Source organism: Parabacteroides massiliensis, from assembly GCF_900155425.1.
Lineage (GTDB): Bacteria > Bacteroidota > Bacteroidia > Bacteroidales > Tannerellaceae > Parabacteroides > Parabacteroides massiliensis.
This window is the reverse complement of the sequence record NZ_LT700191.1, coordinates 1109178-1128539: the sequence shown is the minus strand read 5'-3', so window position 1 is coordinate 1128539 and position 19362 is coordinate 1109178. Positions and strand designations below refer to the sequence as shown.

Annotated in this window: 10 protein-coding genes; 7 read left to right on the top strand and 3 right to left on the bottom strand. The window is 51.9% G+C overall.

Going from position 1 to position 19362, the window contains the following annotated elements; translation table 11 throughout:
* The first annotated feature begins 1 nt into the window (after nucleotide 1).
* From BQ9893_RS15700 to BQ9893_RS15675, 6 genes are read left to right on the top strand one after another with little or no spacing between them, the layout of a single operon-like run.
* Nucleotides 2-466 carry a hypothetical protein gene (locus BQ9893_RS15700; protein ID WP_005647397.1) on the top strand — a complete coding sequence of 155 codons (465 nt, stop codon included), beginning with the start codon at nucleotides 2-4 and terminating at the stop codon, nucleotides 464-466.
* 21 nt (nucleotides 467-487) lie between these two features.
* Complete coding sequence (locus BQ9893_RS15695; protein WP_075966832.1) at nucleotides 488-4357, top strand: hypothetical protein; 3870 nt, start codon at nucleotides 488-490, stop codon at nucleotides 4355-4357.
* Nucleotides 4358-4376: 19 nt separating this feature from the next.
* Nucleotides 4377-4664 (top strand): hypothetical protein, encoded by a 288-nt coding sequence (locus tag BQ9893_RS15690; protein ID WP_075966831.1) that lies wholly within the window; start codon nucleotides 4377-4379, stop codon nucleotides 4662-4664.
* 1 nt (nucleotide 4665) lies between these two features.
* Complete coding sequence (locus tag BQ9893_RS15685) at nucleotides 4666-5094, top strand: hypothetical protein (RefSeq protein WP_075966830.1); 429 nt, start codon at nucleotides 4666-4668, stop codon at nucleotides 5092-5094.
* 2 nt (nucleotides 5095-5096) lie between these two features.
* Nucleotides 5097-5273, top strand: coding sequence for a hypothetical protein (locus BQ9893_RS15680; RefSeq protein ID WP_008778316.1), 177 nt, complete (start codon nucleotides 5097-5099; stop codon nucleotides 5271-5273).
* Nucleotides 5274-5291: 18 nt separating this feature from the next.
* Nucleotides 5292-11813: a hypothetical protein gene (locus BQ9893_RS15675; protein ID WP_075966829.1), complete on the top strand. Its 6522-nt coding sequence runs from the start codon at nucleotides 5292-5294 to the stop codon at nucleotides 11811-11813.
* A gap of 275 nt (nucleotides 11814-12088) precedes the next feature.
* Here BQ9893_RS15675 and BQ9893_RS15670 read toward each other — a convergent pair whose 3' ends face one another.
* The 3 genes from BQ9893_RS15670 to BQ9893_RS15660 form a co-directional block, all read right to left on the bottom strand.
* Nucleotides 12089-14956 carry a SusC/RagA family TonB-linked outer membrane protein gene (locus BQ9893_RS15670; protein ID WP_244155157.1) on the bottom strand — a complete coding sequence of 956 codons (2868 nt, stop codon included), beginning with the start codon at nucleotides 14954-14956 and terminating at the stop codon, nucleotides 12089-12091.
* A 104-nt stretch (nucleotides 14957-15060) separates the two neighbouring features.
* Nucleotides 15061-16053 carry a FecR family protein gene (locus tag BQ9893_RS15665; protein ID WP_075966828.1) on the bottom strand — a complete coding sequence of 331 codons (993 nt, stop codon included), beginning with the start codon at nucleotides 16051-16053 and terminating at the stop codon, nucleotides 15061-15063.
* Between the two features lie 187 nt (nucleotides 16054-16240).
* Complete coding sequence (locus BQ9893_RS15660) at nucleotides 16241-16777, bottom strand: RNA polymerase sigma-70 factor (protein ID WP_208610817.1); 537 nt, start codon at nucleotides 16775-16777, stop codon at nucleotides 16241-16243.
* A gap of 221 nt (nucleotides 16778-16998) precedes the next feature.
* Here BQ9893_RS15660 and BQ9893_RS15655 point away from each other — a divergent pair, with 221 nt between their 5' ends.
* Nucleotides 16999-19254: an inorganic phosphate transporter gene (locus tag BQ9893_RS15655; RefSeq protein ID WP_075966826.1), complete on the top strand. Its 2256-nt coding sequence runs from the start codon at nucleotides 16999-17001 to the stop codon at nucleotides 19252-19254.
* The last annotated feature ends 108 nt before the right edge of the window (nucleotides 19255-19362 follow it).

The window sequence follows — 19362 nt, the reverse complement described above, 5'->3', positions numbered from 1 at the left end:
CATGGCAGATATATTGGGCGGGCTGGTGCTGGTGAACGGCACGGACATCTGGACGGAGTACGGCGTGTTCCTGGTGGAGGACCGGCGCGGTGGCATGGATAACCTCTCGGCGATCCTGACCCCGAGCAAGACGAAGAAGGAGACGGCCGTGGACATACGGGAGGAGGACGGGGAGAAATACAGCGCGGTCCTTACCCCGAGGAACGAGGCGCGTGACGTGACGCTGCACTTTGCCCTGTATAACAAGACAAAGGAGGGATGGCTGCGGAAATACTTCGCGTTCATCAATTTCCTGAAGAAAGGGAAGGGCGGGTGGCTCGACATCGCGTTTCCCCAGCTCGATCTGACCCTGCACGTGAAATACACGGACAGTCCGAAGTTCACCCCGCTGACCTATTTGTGGAAGGAAGGGGTCCACGCCGGGAAATTCAAGGTGAAGTTCCGCGAGCCGGTACCGATTATATAACCATTCAAAGACGATTCGAATATGCTTCTAACGATATACGATAAATCCGGGGCCAAGCGTGCGGACGTGGCTGCAAGTGACAGTTCGACGCAGAGCAAGGAGGTGCAGGGCGACAACGTGCTGGCGCTCTCCTTCACGCATTATGCCCATATTCCCCTCGATGTAGGCGACTTCACGGACTACATGGGCGAGCGGTACTGGCTGACGGAGCGGTACACCCCGAAAGAGAAAAGCGGGAGCGAGTGGGAGTATAACCTGAAGCTGTACGGTATCGAGAGCCTGATCAGGCGTTTTCTCGTGCTGGAGACAACGGACGGCGACACCAATCCCCTGTTTACATTGACGGCCACGCCCCGTGACCATGTGGCGATGGTAGTGAAGGCCATCAACGACGGCATGGGTAACATTACCGACTGGAAGGTGGGGCAGGTGGACGGTACCGACCTTATCGTGATCGACTATGAGGGCATGTACTGCGACCAGGCTTTGAAGGAGATCGCCGGCAAGGTGGGAGGCAAGGCCGAATGGTGGGTCGAGGGGCAGACGGTGAACGTGTGCCGTTGCGAACACGGCGAGGAGATCACGTTGGGATACGGCAAGGGGCTGACCTCCCTGGAGCGGGATACGAGCAATACGGCGAAGTTCTACACACGCCTTTTTCCGATCGGCAGCAGCCGGAACATCGACGCCGAGAAGTACGGCAGCCCCCGTCTGATGCTCCCCGGAAAAAAGAAGTACGTGGAGGTGGGCGTGGACGAGTACGGTATCTATGACCACTACGAGCAGGCCGCCTTCAGCGGTATCTATCCCCGGCGGGTGGGAACGGTAAGCAGTGTCCGGAGCGAGGAGGTGACGAATGAGGAGGGTAAGACCTTTACCGTCTATTACTTCAAGGACGGCGGGATGGATTTCGATCCTAACGATTATGAACTGGCCGGTGAGACGAAACGCGTCTCCTTCCAGAGCGGTGACCTTTCCGGGCTGGGAGAGGGGGACGATCATTATTTCGAGGTAAACTTCGATAGCGCCACCCGTGAGTTTGAGATCATCACGATCTGGCCTTACGGCGACGACACGCAGCTTCCGGGCGGCAAGCTCGTTCCGAAGGCCGGGGACACCTATGTCCTTTGGAACATCCGGATGCCGGATAAGTATTACCGGCTGGCAGAGGAGGAGTTCCAGAAAGCCGTCGATGACTATAACAAGGACCACTGGCTGGATATCGCTGCTTACAAAGCTCCGACCGACCATGTGTGGATCGAGCAGCAGGAGGCCGAGCTGTTTGTCGGCCGGCGCGTAAAATTGGAGAGCTCGGAGTATTTCCCGAAAGACGGTTACCGCAGGAGCCGCATTACGAAGATCACGCGTAAGGTGAACCTTCCCGGGGAGATGGACCTGGAGATCAGCGACGCCCTGCAGGTATCGAAATTCGACAGGGTAAACGACAGCATAGGGGAACTAAAAAGCTATACGAAAGCCAAGGTCGAAAGTTCCGGGCTCCCGGACATCATCCGGAGCTTCGACAACACTCTGCCCACGGACAACAACCTTTTCTCTGCGAAAAGAAGCCAAAGGGAGTTCCTGAGCAAACGCCATCGGGATACCGCGGCCGAGGTGATCGGTTTTTTGAAAGGGGCTTATTTTGGGGATTACAAAGCCGGGGAATCCGGAGGCAATGTTGACGGTGACGGGAACGCCGAGTTTCTGACGGCGGTCATCCGGGAACTGCTCCGGAGCACCCGTTTCGTGGACGGTATGTTCGGCGAGGGCTGGCAGATATGGATAGATAAAATAACGGGGCTGAGTAATCTCACGATAGACAAGGCGACCATCCGGCAGACGTTGGTGGCTCTGGAGCTGCTCATAGAAACGGTACGCAGCGTAAGGGGGCAGCTGGTTGTCTCCGCCGCCAACGGTAAGATCAAGACCGTGGCCAAGGAGGGCAACAATTACCGCATCTCCTTTGAGCAAGAGAACACGTTCGTGGCGCACGACCTGATGCGCTGTGCCGTTTTTACGGGGGCGGAGATTCGGGGTTACTGGGTGGAAGTGTCGGAAGGCGATGCGGAAGGGATAACGGTACCCCAGAGGGAGTTTGGTGGGACGGAACCGAAGGCGGGCGATGAGTGTGTACTTATGGGTAACACGGAAAACCCGCTCCGGCAGAACCTGATCAGCATAGCGGCTACGGAGGACGGCCAGCCACGTGTTGACATACTGGATGGCGTGATGGCGAAAAACTTCAACGGCTGTTTGCGCTGCCGGGTGGGTAATCTTGACGGTATCAAGGACAGCGCTTTCCCGGCGAATAGCCAACCACACGGGAACGGTCTCTATGGCGACAACGTATATTTGAAAGGTACGTTCGTCCTCATGACCGGCGAGGATATCCTGACGAAATTTGAAATTACGGAGGGTAAGATACAATCAGCCGTGGAGGGTCTGCGCGACGAGGTGAGGGAGGAGCAGAGCTTTTTCGATAACACCACGTTTACCGAGGGGATGAGTAAATGGATAAGCGGGTACAAGGCCGCGTTCCTGACTTTCGGCGGCAAGTGGATTCTTGCCGGTAACAAACTGTTAGCATCGAGCGAGAACGGCAACGTGGAGGTCGTAAAGACCGGCAAGGTTCCTTACGTCAGGATAACGAACAGTTATATCATGCAGAAGAACGGGGATTTCCGCACGATTCCCGATTTCAAGGAGTTGAACGGGGACGGGCTTCGCATTCCGGGCTATGTCTACCTGTCCTTCCATTACAAGGTGATCGAGGCCGGACACCTGCGTATCGAGTTTGTCAATTCCAACAAGAACGGATACGAGAATTTCAACATGTTCGCTTACGACGGTGATTTACCGGTCGGTGGGGAGAAGGTATTCAACCATTCCGGGCTGTGGAACGGGACCGGTGACTTCAAGCTGTCGTTCACGGGTGTCATCCAAGTGTCCTTGTTGGTGTTCTCGACAGACCGGACGGATGCCCTGGCGTACAAGTATGCCACGTTCTTCGACCAGTCGGAGAAGATGATCCGAATCGCGGCGGCGAATTTCGATAAGGACGGCAATGTGCTGGAGGCATCCTCCATTATCACGACGGCCAAATACAACAGGCTGATTTCTGTCCATTTCGATGAGAACGGGGAATTGCGGAATAAATCCGGGTTGGTGACTACCGCCAATTTTTCCAAGCTGTTCGCTGAGGGCGTTACAAGCAACGGGCTTGTAAAGAAGGCGGAACTGAATGTCTATGTCAAGCGTGACGAGTTCGGCAATCTTGTTTCCGGTGTCACCATTAAAGCCGACCAAATCAAACTGGAGGGGCTTGTTACGGCTAACGGCTATTTCAAGGTCCTCACGGACGGGAGTATCGAGACCCGGAACGCGAACATCAGCGGTACTGTCAAGGCGAGCGGCGGTAAGATCGGCGGCTTTACCATCGATTCCGGCCGTCTGTATTGGAAGAGCCGCGATTATTTCGGAAACGATTCCCGGAGTTTGAAACTGGGAGTCTCGAGTTCCTCGACGGAGGGGATCGTGGACGTGGCCTTCAATGGCGCTACCAGTGGTCGGTTTGGCGTGAAATCAGTCGGGGCGACATCCGGTGGGGCCGCTATATACGCATCGATAGGCTCCTTAACCTACCCGGCCAGCGGTATGACCTATGCCGGGTTCTTTGTCGGTCCGGTAGATGTAAGGGATACCGGTAACGGATTGACAAGTGATGTTTGCGCGTCGAAAGGGTTCCGGTACATCAAGAGCCGCAATTCCGACGGTACATACGTGTATAACGAGGGTGTGAACTGGGGGGATGGTGCCGCCCAGAATCCCGACCTTGACAAAATAAGACTTATCGTGAGGGGCGGCATCATTGTCGGCTATACAGGGGAATAAACATTTAAAACCAAAGAGTATGAAAGTTGACTTAAACAGGAGATTCAGGGGCTTTGACGGGAACGAGCTTGGCGGCGACAACATCGCCACCGCCGTGGCGGAGGCCCTGTTCGATTACGGAAAAGACAAACCGGTAGGTCGTGATGAGAAGTTCAAGGCTTACGTCCTATGCCAGCGTATCATCCAGGGCGGTGGAATCCTGGAGATCACCACCGAGGAGGGTACGCTTATCAAGGAGGTGTGCGGCGAGAGCCTGACGGCCGGCGGTTACGGCCAGGTTTATGAACTGATAGAGGGAGGGGTTTGACATGGCACTGACAGAATCGGATATCGCCCAGGTTTTGGAGGCGATCAAGGCGGAATCGAAGAGTGTCGAATCCCTTGAGACGGTCGGCTCGCTGAGCGGGGTCAAATCCCTGCCGGGACAGAAAGATGACAAACTGGTGAACGTCCCGATCACCTTATTGAGCAAGCCGGCCGATGACGCGGCGGCCCGGGCGATCAAGGCCGCTGAAAGGGTGGAGGGATTGGCTCCCGAAATGGAAGCGGCCACCCAGGAGACAAAAAAGGCCATTCAAACGGCGGGTGAATCGGCGGCAAAGGCGGAGGCGGCCGCGAAGAAGGCCGAGGATGCGATAGCCCAAGGCTACAAACATAAGGAGATGAGTGAGGAGGAGTTTGAAAGTCTCCCGGAAAAGGACGGCAAGACCATTTACCTGATTTACGAGGAGGAATAGGTATGATAAGTGTTGGAAACAAAGAGGTGACGGCCATCCGTGTAGGCGAACGGGTGGTGGCGACGGTCTATATAGGGGCCAGGCTGGTTTGGCAAGCCATCCGGAGCTGTTTCGGCGCGGGCTTTTGGCGCGGTGACAAACCCTGGAGCCGAACGGATGGCTGGAAACGGATGAAATAACTTTTAAAGAATAACGATATGGCAAAGAAAGTATATGACGAGGACGGTCTGGATATGCAGAAGACCGATTGGTCCGGTGACGAATCCACGGGTAATCTTCCGGTGAGCGGCCGGTTGGTGGAGAACTATATCAAAAGTATTGATGACAAGGCCACCCCTACGGAGGAGCTGGCCGCCGGTGAGACGAAAGCCCCCACGAGCGGCGCGGTGTTCGCCTCGCTGGTGGGTACCGTGACGAATATCGACGTGACGGACAGCGAGGACGGCACTCAGTACGTGATGACAGTCACGCAGAAGGATAGCGAAGGGGGGGAAAGCGACAGGGAGGTGCGCTTTTCCAAGTATAGCGACGATGACAAGGTGGTGGTGAATATAGACCTGACCGATGCTTCGGGTTCCTCCTTGCCCGCTTCCCAGTATTTGTCGTTGGGTACCGGTTTCGTGGTGAGATATGCCGTTGGCGTGGGCACGGCCGGTGGCGGCGAGGTGAGTGGCTACAGCGACCTGAAGGCCAAGGTGGTCGTAAAACGTGGCTCCACGGTCCTTTCAGAATTCCAGGATGCGGAGTTTGTCGGCGTTACGGCCGGTCAGAGCTATACTTTTGACGCGTCGCCTTACCTGAAGGATGCCACGACCTACACCGTGCAGGTGGAGGCGCAGGCCGGTTATGATGGCGGTACGCTGATGAAAACCGCTACCGCCAGGGTGACGATGGTGGCTATGGAACTAAGTACCACTTATTCGGTTGGGAACGGACTTGCTGACGGGGGATACCGGAACGACGTGAACATCCCATTTACAGCTAAGGGAACGAGTGGCGAGAAGAACATCTACTACCGTATCAACGGCGGGCAGCCCTATACGCTTGGCCTGTCAGCCGGTTCCGGTGTCCAGCAGAAGAACGTCACCGTTGCGCTGAGTGAAATGCGGGAGGGCATGAACGTGGTGGAAGCCTATGCGCTGCACGAGAACTCCGGCGTGGTGAGCGAGATACACTACCTGACCCTGCTGAAAGCCGGGGAAGGTGTGACGGCCTATGCCGGCATGATGTTCAACCACCGGGCGGCAGGGTTCCAGCGTGACTGGAAGCACCCCGTACTGGAGGCAGAGCAGTTCACGGCGTGGAACTTCACGTATGCCGGCTATGACAGGGATGCGTACACGGCCCGTGTGAAAGTGACCAGCCGGGGCAGTGTGGTGAAGGAAGACCTGCTGCAGCGCGGTGAGACCGGCAGCTACGGGCGTACGAACGTGAACGTGGAACCGCTGGACTACCGTGTGTCGTGCGGTGATGCCGTGCTTGAGGTGCGGGTGAACACCACATCGCACCCCGACATTGAAGCCACGCTGGCACCGGATGCCGTGTGCACGTTCGATGCCTTCGGGCGAAGCAACACGGAAAACAACCCGGAAAGCTGGGTGAGCGGGGACAAACGGATGGAATTCCGTGATGTGCTGTGGAGCGTGAACGAATACGGCGCAGGAAGCGGCTGGCACAAGGACCGCCTGCTGCTGGCCGGCGGTGCGGGCATGACCCTGACGGCAGACGGCGGTTATCGCCCGTTCAACGAGGCGGACAAGCCCGAGGGTTTTGCCATCCGCGACGTGGGCATGACGTTGGAGATAGAATACAGCACGGCCAACGTGACTGACACCGACGCGGAGCTGATCACCTGTCTGGGCACCCTGCAAAACGGCAACCGTTACGGGCTGGTGGTGACCCCGGAGGAGGCGAAGTTCCTTACCGGCGTGGTGACGGAGGCGATGGATGCCGGTCAGGTCCTGCGCTATGAGGACTCGGTGGGTACGAAGTTTGAACCCGGTAAGAATATCCGTATCACTTACGTGTTCTACCCGGACGTGGAGACCAACGAGCAGCGGACGCTGATCGGCTTCTATGTGAACGGGGAGGAGTCGGCCGCCTCGAAGTGGCTGGACAAGGTGAGCTTCGACATCCGGAGCCAGCTGGAGTTCAAATCGGAGGGGGCTGACCTGAACGTGAAGAGCGTGCGCATCTATAACAAGGCGCTGACCTCGGACGAGGTGCTTAACAACTACATCGTGGACCGCAACCATCTGGAGGATGCCGACGGGGAACCGGGCGTGCGCTCGCTGGATGAGGACAACCGCGTGCTGAACGAGGGGGACACGGTGAGCATGGAGAAGCTGATGGGGCTGATGAAGAAGCGGCGGAACTCGATCCTGGTACTGATAGGCACGGGCAGCGTGGGCAGTGAGGTGCCAAGCGAGAGCGACACGCTGAACGTGATGGACGCGCTGGCCCAGCTGAACAACAAGAAGGCCAACAAGCTGTGCCGGGAAGTTAGATTCTACAACGGTGAGAACCGGGCGCTGGACTGGATAGCCCGTGACATTTATCTGCGTATCCAGGGTACCAGTTCGGTGAACTATGCCCGCAAGAACCTGCGCTTCTACTTCCAGAAGACAGCCAGCGGTTACACGGCACGGATGAGCTACGGCGAGATAGACGGTAACGGGCAGCAGAGCAACCCGACAGCTACGGAGGGTAAGAAGAACCTGTTCCGACTGCGGGACAACTCGGTGGGGGCGAAACTCGCCTGTGCGAAGTGTGACTTTTCGGACTCCTCCATGACCACCAACACCGGTGGCGCGAAGTTCATCCATGACGGCATGAAGGAAATGGGCATCCTGACCCCTGCCCAGCAGTATGCCGCCGACCATGCGGATACGTGCAAGGAAGACATACGCTCGGCCATTGACGGCTTGCCCTGTGACCTGTTTGTGGCAAAGAGCGTGGATGAGGATCTGACCTACTACGGCCAGTACAACATGAACAACGAGAAGAGCGACAGCTACCCGATATTCGGCCAGGACAAGACCATCGGCGAAGAACAGTGGGGGACCGGCGATACGCTGAACTACCTGCAGGCGAACGGCGACCGGCCGAAGGAATACCTGCCCATCTGCATCGAGACGCTGAACAACTCGAACGACCTGTGCCTGTTCCGTTGGCTGCCGTCCACGGAGCCCGACCATACGGACTTCATGGATTTCAACTTTGACGGCGGTTTCGAGTTCAACCATCCGAAAGACGTGTTCTGGAACGATGGCGGAGGCGATGCCGAAGAAGAACCGAACATCAAGGAACACCTGGGCACCGGTGACAAGTACGACAAGATGTACAAGGCGCTTGACCGCATGATGAGTTTCCTTTACAGATGCGTGAAGGAAACGCCTGCCGGCAAGAATCTGGCCTATAACAAGGAGACGCACACCTTTGACGGGGTGGACTATGAGGATGACGGCAACAAGTTTCCGACCGTGAAATGGGTGAGCCCGACCTTCAAGGCGGAAGCCGGGAAGTATTTCAACCTTCCCAACCTGGCCGCCTACTACCTGTATGTACAGTTCAACCTTGGCGTGGACCAGCTGGCGAAAAACATGCTGGTGCGGACATGGGACGGCGTGATGTGGTGGATAACCTATTACGATGGAGACTGCCAGCTGGGTTCGGACAACAAGTCGTTCCTGACCGGGAAGTATGATGACAACCGGCAGACCAAGCGGGACGGGGCCTATGTGATGCAGGGACACAACAGCTGGCTGTGGAACCTGATACTGGGCAATATGGGCAATCTGCTGGAAGAAGTGATGACCAAGGGTGTGAACGGCGGTACCAGCTTCATGAGTGCCTTCAGCATCCAGAAGGCCGTTGACCATTTCGACACCGAGCAGATGAAGAAGTGGTGCAGCCGGCTGTACAACAAATCAGGCATCTTCAAGTATGTGTATCCGTTCTTGAACGAGATGCCGGTGGGTGCGGACGGCGCGAAACAGACCTACCCGCAGATCTACGGTCTGAAGGGTTCGTTAAAGGCGCACCGGAACTATTTCATCCAGCGCAGGTATGACCTGAAGCAGGTGGAGTACGGTTATGTCTCTACGCTGGGTGCCCAGTTCTACCAGAGTACGGCATCGCTGGACAAGGCTTATAAGCTGAAACCGATGCAGTACCGGTTGACCATCCCGTACCGTGTGCAGTTATCTACCAGTAACGGCGTACAGGCTGACAGCGGTGTGGTAGATGCAGACGTGCTCCACTCCCTGCGGCTGACCCGTGCCTTCGGTGAGAACGACCCGCTGAAGATTATCGGCGCGGCTAAAATCAAGGAACTGGTATGGCATGAGGACGCGTTCGCCATCGGCTTCAACTTCGGTTTGCTGACCTCGTTGGTAAAACTGGACATGAGCGTGGAGAAAGCCAGCGGTTATCGTAACGGTTCATTCATGGCCTCGACGAACGGCATGCTTCTTCTGGAAGAGCTTAATATGCGCAACAACCTGCTGGCACGGAATGGCGATAACGGCAACGTGACGACCTTGGACTTGAGCTGGCAGGGACGGTTGAAGAAGCTGGACGTGAGAGGCACGGGGCTTACCCGCGTGAAACTTGCCACCGGTGCGCCTGTTGTGCAGTTATGCTTGCCGGAAACGATAGAGGAACTGTTTCTGGAATATCTTCCCAGGTTGGCAGAGAGCGGATTGGTACTGGATGGCATCGGTAACGTGCGAGGCTACCGGTTCATGGGTTGTCCGGGCATTGACGGGTTTGCCATGCTGGAACGTCTTCATCAGGCCAAGTTGAACGGTAGCGGTAAACTGGAGCGTTTTGTCCTTGACATCGATATGGAGGATGACGGCAGGCTGCTCGGAAAATACTACGATTATGGTACCTATACCTCCACCGGAGCGATAGACAACCGTCATTCCGGATTGCGTGGCAGGCTCTGCCTGACAAAGTACATGGATGACGAACAGGCCGACCGGTATCGTGAGCGGTATCCGGAACTGGAGATCGTACAACCGGCCTACAGCATCATCGAGTCGGACGAGAGCGCTCCGGACGATGCCAACATTTCCAACCCGGACAACGAGACCGGTTATAAGTATGGCAATACTTACGTCATGAATGCCCACGTGGCGGCGATCCTCAAGAAGCGCCATCGTGTGCTTGCCAAGGTGACGAAAAAGCCCACGAGCCGTAAAGTGGAGATGGCGGGCCAGACGGTTGACGTGAACAATCCGGACGGCGAGATGACCTATTGTCCGTTGGATGATACCAGCAGTAATAAATACTACGATGGCAGCGCAGCCAAACTTGACAGCAGCGAGGGCGACTGGATGATGTACGAACCGTTCTTTTGGTCGAAAGGTGTCAATGACTACCTGAACGAGAAATATTACAGCTGTTACAGTTCCAACGGCCCTGACGATATGCCTCCTGTTCCGGATGTGACGGTGCTGACGTTGGACGACATCAAAGACACGCAGGGCGGTTTCCTTACAGAGCGCAAACTTTTGAGTGGCAAACCCACGTTGAAGGATTCTTATAGCACGGACAAGACCTATTCAGTCTGCAAGGTGGATGTACAAGGCTATAAGCGTGTACGTTTTCCGAGTGTTCCCGGTACGGGTTTGGTCGGCAGTCTATTTGTTGACGGCTCCGGAAACGTGGTCAAAACCATCGTGGTCTCTACGATCGGTCTGAAGTTCGAGGCCGGCATGTACTTGATATCGGATGTTCCGGAGGACGCCACGGCCTTGCACTTCTCGATCCTGAACACGGCCGAGTTTGACAAGGTGGTTCTAAGTAACAGCGACAAGATCGAGGATATGGAGCCCGATTGGGTGGCCAACGAGGAACATCTTTGCGCGGTAGTAGGCAGTAGCGTGGTAGGTAGCAAGTTGCGTTCATGCATAACGGGTAATTCCACGACGGCCAGCATGAACTGGATCGACTTTCATTATTACTCGGTTCAGCGCGGTATGCAACAGATAGACGCGTTGATGCACTCCCGTATAGCGAACTTGTTTTACGCAAGATATGGCCGTCGTGACAGCCAGGAACAGTGCGGAGGCGGTCAGCATACGAGCAATCGTATCACGGGCGGTACAGCCGGTTATGGTATGCAGGATACGATCGGCTACGCAGAAGCGTATAAAATAAACGACAAGATCACGAATTCCATCGTGGACGGTTCTATCCACCAGTACGCTTGGTATCGTGGCCAGGACGAGTATGGTTCTCCGACCGTGACTCAGGTAAACAATATCAGTTGTCTGGGCTATGAGGACATCTACGGCCATAAGTACGAGATGATGGACGGTGTTGATTTACCCAACGATAGTGGCAACCAAGGTAAATGGCGTATTTGGATGCCGGACGGCACGGTGCGTTGGGTGAAGGGTAAAACGATCAGTGACCAGTGGATAACAGGTGTTGCCCATGGTAAATACATGGATATCGTACCGGTAGGAACAGCTAACGGCTCGTCCAGTACATATTATTGCGATAAATATTGGATAAGTACCGCAGCCTTCCGTGTGGTTTTTCGTGGGTACGTTTACTCGAATGCGTTTGGTGGTGTGTCGTACGCGCATGCGAATATCGATGCCTCGAGCTCGTACTCGGGTATCGGTTCCCGTCTGGCCTTCCGCGGCAAACTCGTTCGGGCGGAAAGCGTGGAAGCGTATAAAGCGATTCGCGAAGTGTTGTAAGCGCAAAGCGCCAAAGCGTGGAGCGAAGCGACTAAAACGAAAGAACGGTGTTCGGATGGTTTCTGAACACCGTTCGTGTTATTATAAATACCGGCGTAAGCCGGTCGAAAATGTTTTAAGAAAATGAAATTTGATAGTGCTTTAGTATGTGTGAGAGAGTGCACAACACACCAATTTATACTATACAAATGTAGCGATTTTTGGCGAGATTACCAAATTTCTTAGTAATAATTAGAAGTGAGAAATTAAGCGGAAAAGGGCAGGGTAGGGGGTGTTTAGGGGTGCGAAAAAAAGAACGTTTCGTTTTGGGAAAAAGAACGTTTCGTTCCCAAAAGTCGAAACATTTCGTTTTGCGGATTATATTTATCGTTGTTGGTCAGGACCGGAATTTTATTGCCGTTTTCGTCAAACATGGCAGCATCATTCAAGATAATACCCATACTTTTGTATCCATACCATTCATTATAGTAAGACCCTTCTTCGGTGATCTTGTTGTCATCGATTTTCTGCCGTTTTGCCATATATCCCATTTTAGAGCGATAATCGGACAAATTGAAACTTACACCGTAGCGAAAATTGTTAATTTGGTCGCTCCAGGAGAGTTCGAGGTCCCAACCTTTCGTGTGCATATCGGCGGCATTGTTTTGCGGTGCGTTGTAACCGAAATAAGAAGGGAATCCGACTTCCATTAACATATCTGTCGTCTTTTTGTAATAATAATCGGCTGATGCACGAAGTCTGTTATTTAGTAAGGTTATGTCAGCTCCTAAACCATAAGTGGTCGTTGTCTCCCATGTCAGGTTGTTGAAAGCATAGTCTGTCTGATAGGCTGTTTGCACAACATCTGCTACGCCTGTGGTTGCATTGGGAATAAATCCTGTTCCAAAACTGAGAATTGCCTGATAGGGAAATTCCTTACCTAAACGTTCGTTGCCTAACTGCCCGATCGAACCGCGTAGTTTTAAGTAATCTACAACGCTCTTCTTGAACCAAGGTTCTTCGGAGATAACCCAGCCTGCACTAACGGAAGGGAATGTACCCCAACGATGGCCATCGGCAAAGCGTGAAGAACCATCTGAGCGGATATTGGCTTGCAATATATAGCGATCTGCCCATGAATACATGACACGGCCGAAGAACGAACGGTAAGCATTATGTCCGGCTTTTCCGCTATTGTATTGGTAATCTTCGGGACCTAAATCCAAATAGGGATAATTGACTAAGTTAAAATTGGTCCTGGAGGCACCTTCCTCTTCCCATTTGTAAGAATAATCTTCATAACCGGCCATCAATCCGATAGAATGACGTTTCAGTTGCAATTTGTAGTTGGCATAGAACTGTTTTGTCAAGCTATGGTTGTCATTGCGACTTTCACTGAGGCTGGTCGAGGCATAGCCGACTCCGGGAATCGGGTCGCCGGTGATCCGGTAGACTTCGTATCTTTTCCGATGGTCTTTCCCTTTGTAAAAAGAATATTTCGGAGCGACAATGGCTGTTAAAGTTAATCCTTTTGTAGGGGTGATATCCAATTGCAGCTTACCACTCACATTGTAGTTCTGTTTTTTCACGGAACCACCTAATTGGTGCTCGGCGATAGGGTTGTCACCATCTTTGCCATCGGCAAAACGTCCGTCGGACCAGTAAGCATTGTAGATCGGAGCACGTTCCATCAAGGAAAAGATCGATCCGTGGGGCTCATTTGCATTGGAATAGAGTAAATTCAAATCGACATTGGCATGTATCCAATTATTGATCTGATAGTCATTGTTCGTACGGATATTGAAACGCTCGTAGTCTTTTGTTTTGATAAGTGCTTCCGAATTGTAATAGTTGAGGCTGAAATTTGTTTTCAGTTTGTCGGTTCCACCACTGAGCGAGAGTGAGTGGCGTTGATGATGTGTACTACTTTTTAGACCTAAATCCATGAAATCTGTATCTGCATAGCGATCCGGATCTTCGGCCCGCAATTGAGCGTAATTATTGATTATCTCTTCAGAATAAAGCGAATGCGGGGATGAAGCACCATCGTTGAAGGCTAATTCGTTGAGACCACTCATCCATTGTACGGCATTCGCAAATTTTGGTTTCGCGGTCGGTGTGTTGATACCATATTCACCATTATATGAAAGATGGAATTCCTTGTTTTTGGCACGTTTGGTTGTGACCAATATGACACCTGCTGCTGCGCGTGAACCGTAGATGGCGGCTGAAGCTGCGTCTTTCAGAACCTGAATGTCTTTTACATCTTCAGGGGTAATATCCCCAAGAGTACCCGGTACTCCATCGACAATCACCAGCGGATCGTTGGTTGACATGGTTGTGACACCACGAACGCGGATAGTTGCTCCCGCTGACGGGTCGCCACTGGAACGTGTGATCTGCACACCGGCCATCTGTCCTTGCAACTGACTGGATAGTTGCGGCGTGCTCTTCATTTGAAGTTTGTCACCTCCCAGAGAAGAGGTTGATCCTGTCAGGTCGATCTTGCGTGCCGTACCGTAACCGATTACGACCACTTCATCCAATGCTTCCGAATCTTCTTCGAGGGTGATGTTATATGAGTTTTGTGAACCGATCTTTATTTCGACAGGTTTGTATCCGATATAGGAAATGGAAAGTATAGCACCTGGTGCTATACTGATGTTGAAGGAGCCTTCAACATCAGTGATAGATCCGTTAGTCGTTCCTTTTTCTACAACGTTAGCTCCGATAACCGGGTCTCCGTTACTGTCAAGGACTTTCCCTGTGATCTGCTTGACTTGTTGTTGTCGGGTATCTGCTTTTCGTAGAATGTTGATGTTGCGGTCATTGATGGTGTATGTCAATCCTGTTCCAGCCAATGCTTGTGTTAGTATTTCATCGATTTGACTACTGCTGGCCTTAATGTTGACTTTGATGTTTGCAACATCTTTGTCTACATAGAAGAACAAGAATTCGCTTTGTTTTTCTATCTGTGAAAATAGATCGGAGAGAAGCATCCGTTCCGCTTTGACGGATATCACTGCCGATTGTGAGTAGGCTGTTTCGGCTTGCATTGCGGAAGGTAAAACCGTTAATAGCGAAACTGCCGTGATCTTTGTGATTGCTACTAATTTTTTCAGGCTTTCGGGATGAAGATGCCTGTAATACGAAACATTTTTCATGCTTGTGTATTGATTTAAGAAATTAATAATTTGGTTGTTTCATGGTATGACCCGCTTGTGTGGGCATCAGTATTGTTCTATAAATTAATGTATACTCATAGGCATTATCTTTTTAATGTTATATATTGGATATGATAAATTCCATCATGATTCGTCCATCGTACAGGCAGGCTGTTTGAAATTACTTTCAGGATTTGTTCGAGGCTTTGTTCACTGGCAAATGTCCCGGAGACGGTGACGGATGGATCTGCCAGTCTATCATCGTCGATGCTGATTTCTACTTGGTAGATGTCTTTCAGGTTCTCGACTAATTGGATAAACGGAATCGACTTATATTTCAGCAGGCCGTCTTTCCATGCTGTGAAAGTGTCGGTGTCTGTTTCTTTGAGGTTGACCTTGTTTGTCGATCGGCTGAAAGTAAGCTGTTGGTTTGGGGTCATCACGATATTCTGTTTTGCGCCTTCGAAACGGATGGAACCTTCTACGAGTGTCGCGGTGATATCGTCTGATTCAGCTTCTGCTTTTACGTTGAAGTGTGTGCCCAAGACGGTAATGGAAGCACCGTCCATTTCGACTTGGAAGGGTTTGTCCGGATCTTTTGCCACTTCGGAATAGGCTTCACCTTCCAACTTGACGTTACGGCTGTCTTTTCCGTATTTATCGGAATAGCTGAGGCGGCTGTTCTTGTTCAAGATGATGACGGTCCCGTCTTCCATTGTGAAGTCGGAGGTATGTTCGCCTGTCAGCAAGGTGTAGTATTCGGATGTACGGTCATTTGTATTGTAATGGAAAAAGCCCATTGAGAAAATGAAAAGCAAACAGGCTGCGGCAATTAGTGGAATGGCGCTTCTCCATAATTGCCGCCGGGCAGTCTGCCTTCTTTGTACATTGATCTTTTGTTGCAGTTTGTCGGCCGAGAAAGCAGGGGCGACGGAATGCTTGAAAGCGACATCCGCATCCCAGTAATTCTTGAGCCGCCGGAATTCATCCCGGTTCTTTTCGTTCTCGTTCAGCCATTCGCTTAACGAAAGGATATCGTCCGAAGAACTTTCTCCGCTCAGGACACGCGCGATTATATGGTTTATTCTGTTTTCCATTCTATGTGTTTTTATATGTATAGTCGCAGGGAAGCAAGAATACCCTTAGTAGGGAAAGGGAAAAAGATAAAAAATTTTCCCACGGTGGAAAATAAGTTTTCAATAGGTGGAAACAAAATTTTCAATAGGTGGAAACAAAAATATCCCCGGCATGAAATTTTTGTTTCATGCCGGAGTGTCGCTCTTCTCAGGTGTGATCGTCGGCAAGTGTCTCTCGCAGTTTGCGGACGGCATTCGCCAGATGGGCTTCCAGAGTCTTGACGGAGATGTCGAGGATGGCGGCCACTTCTTTATATTTGAGTTTGTCTTCGCGGACGAGTTTGAAAGCCATTTTACATTTGGTGGGAAGCGAGTCGACAGCCTGGTTCAGGCGGCGGATACCTTCCCGGCTGATAAGTTCTTCTTCGGGAGTCGTTTCGGCCGAGGTGAAAAGGTCGATGGAGATTTCGTCCAGCGAGACCTGCTCCATGTGCTGTTTGCGGTAATAGCTGATCGCTTTGTGGCGGGCTATCGTGTATATGTAGGAATCGAAATTGGAGATGCCGGGAAGTTGCTTGCGGTTGTTCCAGATAGCCAAGAAAGTGTCGGAAACGATCTCTTCGGCTTCAGCCGGCGTTGAGACATACATCCCCGTAAATCGCATCAGCGAGCCGAAATAGGCCATGTAAAGCGACTTAAGAGCAGTTTGTGAATCCGATAAAGCCATTTCGCAAACCCACTGCATAATATTGTCCCGATTCTCTCCCAAGTGTGTGTGCAAGATTAACAATGCCTCTATAATAAAAGTCGCGAATATAAAGAAAAACCCTTAATCGGGGAACACTCTTTTTTCTCCGGCTGTTTCTATAAATAGATAACCGGGTTTGTAACACGTTTGTAACATCGATGTCATTTTTGCGTAATATTTGTTTCAGACCTTTGCTTCCAAATACATAACAAGCAATTATGGAGACATTTTATCTCTTTCTGATCATTTTTCTCTTTGTACTGGCGGTGTTCGACCTGTCAGTCGGGGTCAGCAACGATGCGGTAAATTTCTTGAACTCGGCGATAGGGTCGAAAGCCGCGTCTTTTAAAGTCATAATGGTGATTGCCACGATCGGCATCTTTGTCGGCGCCTCGCTTTCCAACGGTATGATGGACATTGCCAGGCACGGGATTTACCAGCCGCAACATTTCTTCTTTTCGGAGATCATGTGTATTTTACTGGCGGTCATGCTCACCGATGTGGTGTTGCTGGACATCTTTAACTCTTTGGGTATGCCTACTTCGACAACCGTTTCGTTGGTTTTCGAATTGCTGGGCGGTACGGTTGCGATTTCGTTGATCAAGATTGCCAATTCCAACGGTGCGCTTCAGTTGGGCGACCTGCTGAACACGGATAAGGCTTTTACGGTGATACTTGCCATTTTCCTTTCGGTGGCGATCGCTTTCTTCTTCGGGGCTATTGTCCAATATATCTCTCGTCTGATCTTTACCTTCAATTACAAGAAGCATGCAACTTATTTCATCGGGTTGTTCGGCGGCCTGGCCGCTACTTCCATCCTTTACTTCATGTTGATCAAAGGATTGAAGGAGAGTTCCTTTATGGCAGGAGACCTTAAAACGATGATCTACAGCAATACGGATACGATCGTGTGGGGAGCGCTTGTTTTCTTCACCATATTGATGCAGATTCTTCACTGGTTGAAGGTGAACGTCTTTAAGGTGGTGATTTTGTTGGGTACGTTTGCCTTGGCTTTGGCGTTTGCCGGCAACGACTTGGTGAACTTTATCGGCGTTCCGTTGGCAGGCTATTCTTCTTATATGGACCTGATGGCGCAGGGTGGCACGACTACGACCGATACTTTCCTGATGGAGTCCTTGCTTGAACCGGCCAAGACCCCGTGGTATTTCCTTGTCGGTTCCGGCCTGATCATGGTAGTCGCCTTGGCTACTTCGAAGAAGGCGCAGGCGGTGATTAAAACCTCCGTAGACCTGGCCCGGCAGTCGGATGGAAATGAGAATTTCGGGACATCGCCTGTGGCGCGTGTCCTGGTGCGTACGTGCAATAACGTCTCCAGTACGATCTTGAGCGTGGTCCCTTTGCGGGTGAAGGACTGGATTGACAGCCGTTTCAATAATAACGAGATAATACTTGAAGATAAGGCCAGTTTCGATCTTGTGCGTGCCTCGGTGAATGTCGTGCTTTCCGGTCTGCTGATTGCGTTGGGCACTTCGTTGAAGTTGCCGTTGTCTACGACTTATGTCGCTTTCATGGTGGCGATGGGTAGTTCCTTGGCCGACCGTGCCTGGGGACGTGAAAGCGCGGTTTACCGTATCACCGGTGTCCTTTCCGTGATCGGGGGCTGGTTCATTACGGCAGGTGCTGCTTTTACGATCTGCTTCCTGGTCGCCTTGTTGATCCATGTCGGCGGCATTGCGGCAATGGCTGCGATGGTGGGACTGGCGATCTATATGCTGATCCGCAACCAGATTCTGTATAAGAAAAAGATGAAGAAAGAAGCCATGCAGGAAGAAGTCGATACCACGATTTCCAAACTGCGCGAGACAAAAGACAAACGCGAAGCCCTTTCCCTCTTCCGCGAACATAGCCGCGGCGAACTTTGCAACGTGCTGAACTTCGCTTCGGACGCTTTCTTCCGCTCCGTTCATGGCTTTATGGACGAGAACTTGCGCGAACTTCGCAAGGTGATGGGGGCGATCGAGGAAAAGAAGAGTTACCTGAAACAGGTCAAGCGTGTCGGTACGTTGGGTGTGACCCAGTTGGAGCATGACATTGCGATCGATAAAGGGTTATATTATTACCAAGGAAATGATTTTGCCAGCGAAATCGTGTTCAGCATCCGCCGTCTGACGGAACCGAGCAAGGAACATGTCGACAACCATTTCAGTCCGTTGAGTGAGATACAGAAGGAGGACTTCGGAAAGATGACCGACAGCATCGTTTCTTTCCTGAACCGCAGTTCGGCTATGATCGAAAGCAATGACTACCATCGTATGGATGACCTGATCAACGAATCGGTCGACCTGATGGCCAAACTGACGCTTCTGAAGAAGGAAGAACTGAAACGTATCCAAGGACAGAGCGGTAGCACGAAGGTCAGCATGGTCTACCTCAATATGGTGCAGGAAGCGCAGAATGTGGTGTCCTTTACGGCAAACTTGCTGAAGGTGAGCCGCAAGTTCCAGAAAGAATAATCACTATAAAATCTCTTGTCCCCGCGTCAAACGTGGGAAAATGGCAAACCGATAGCTGTGATATAAGAAGATTTTTGTTTCTTTGGGGGCGAAAATCAATAAGGTATT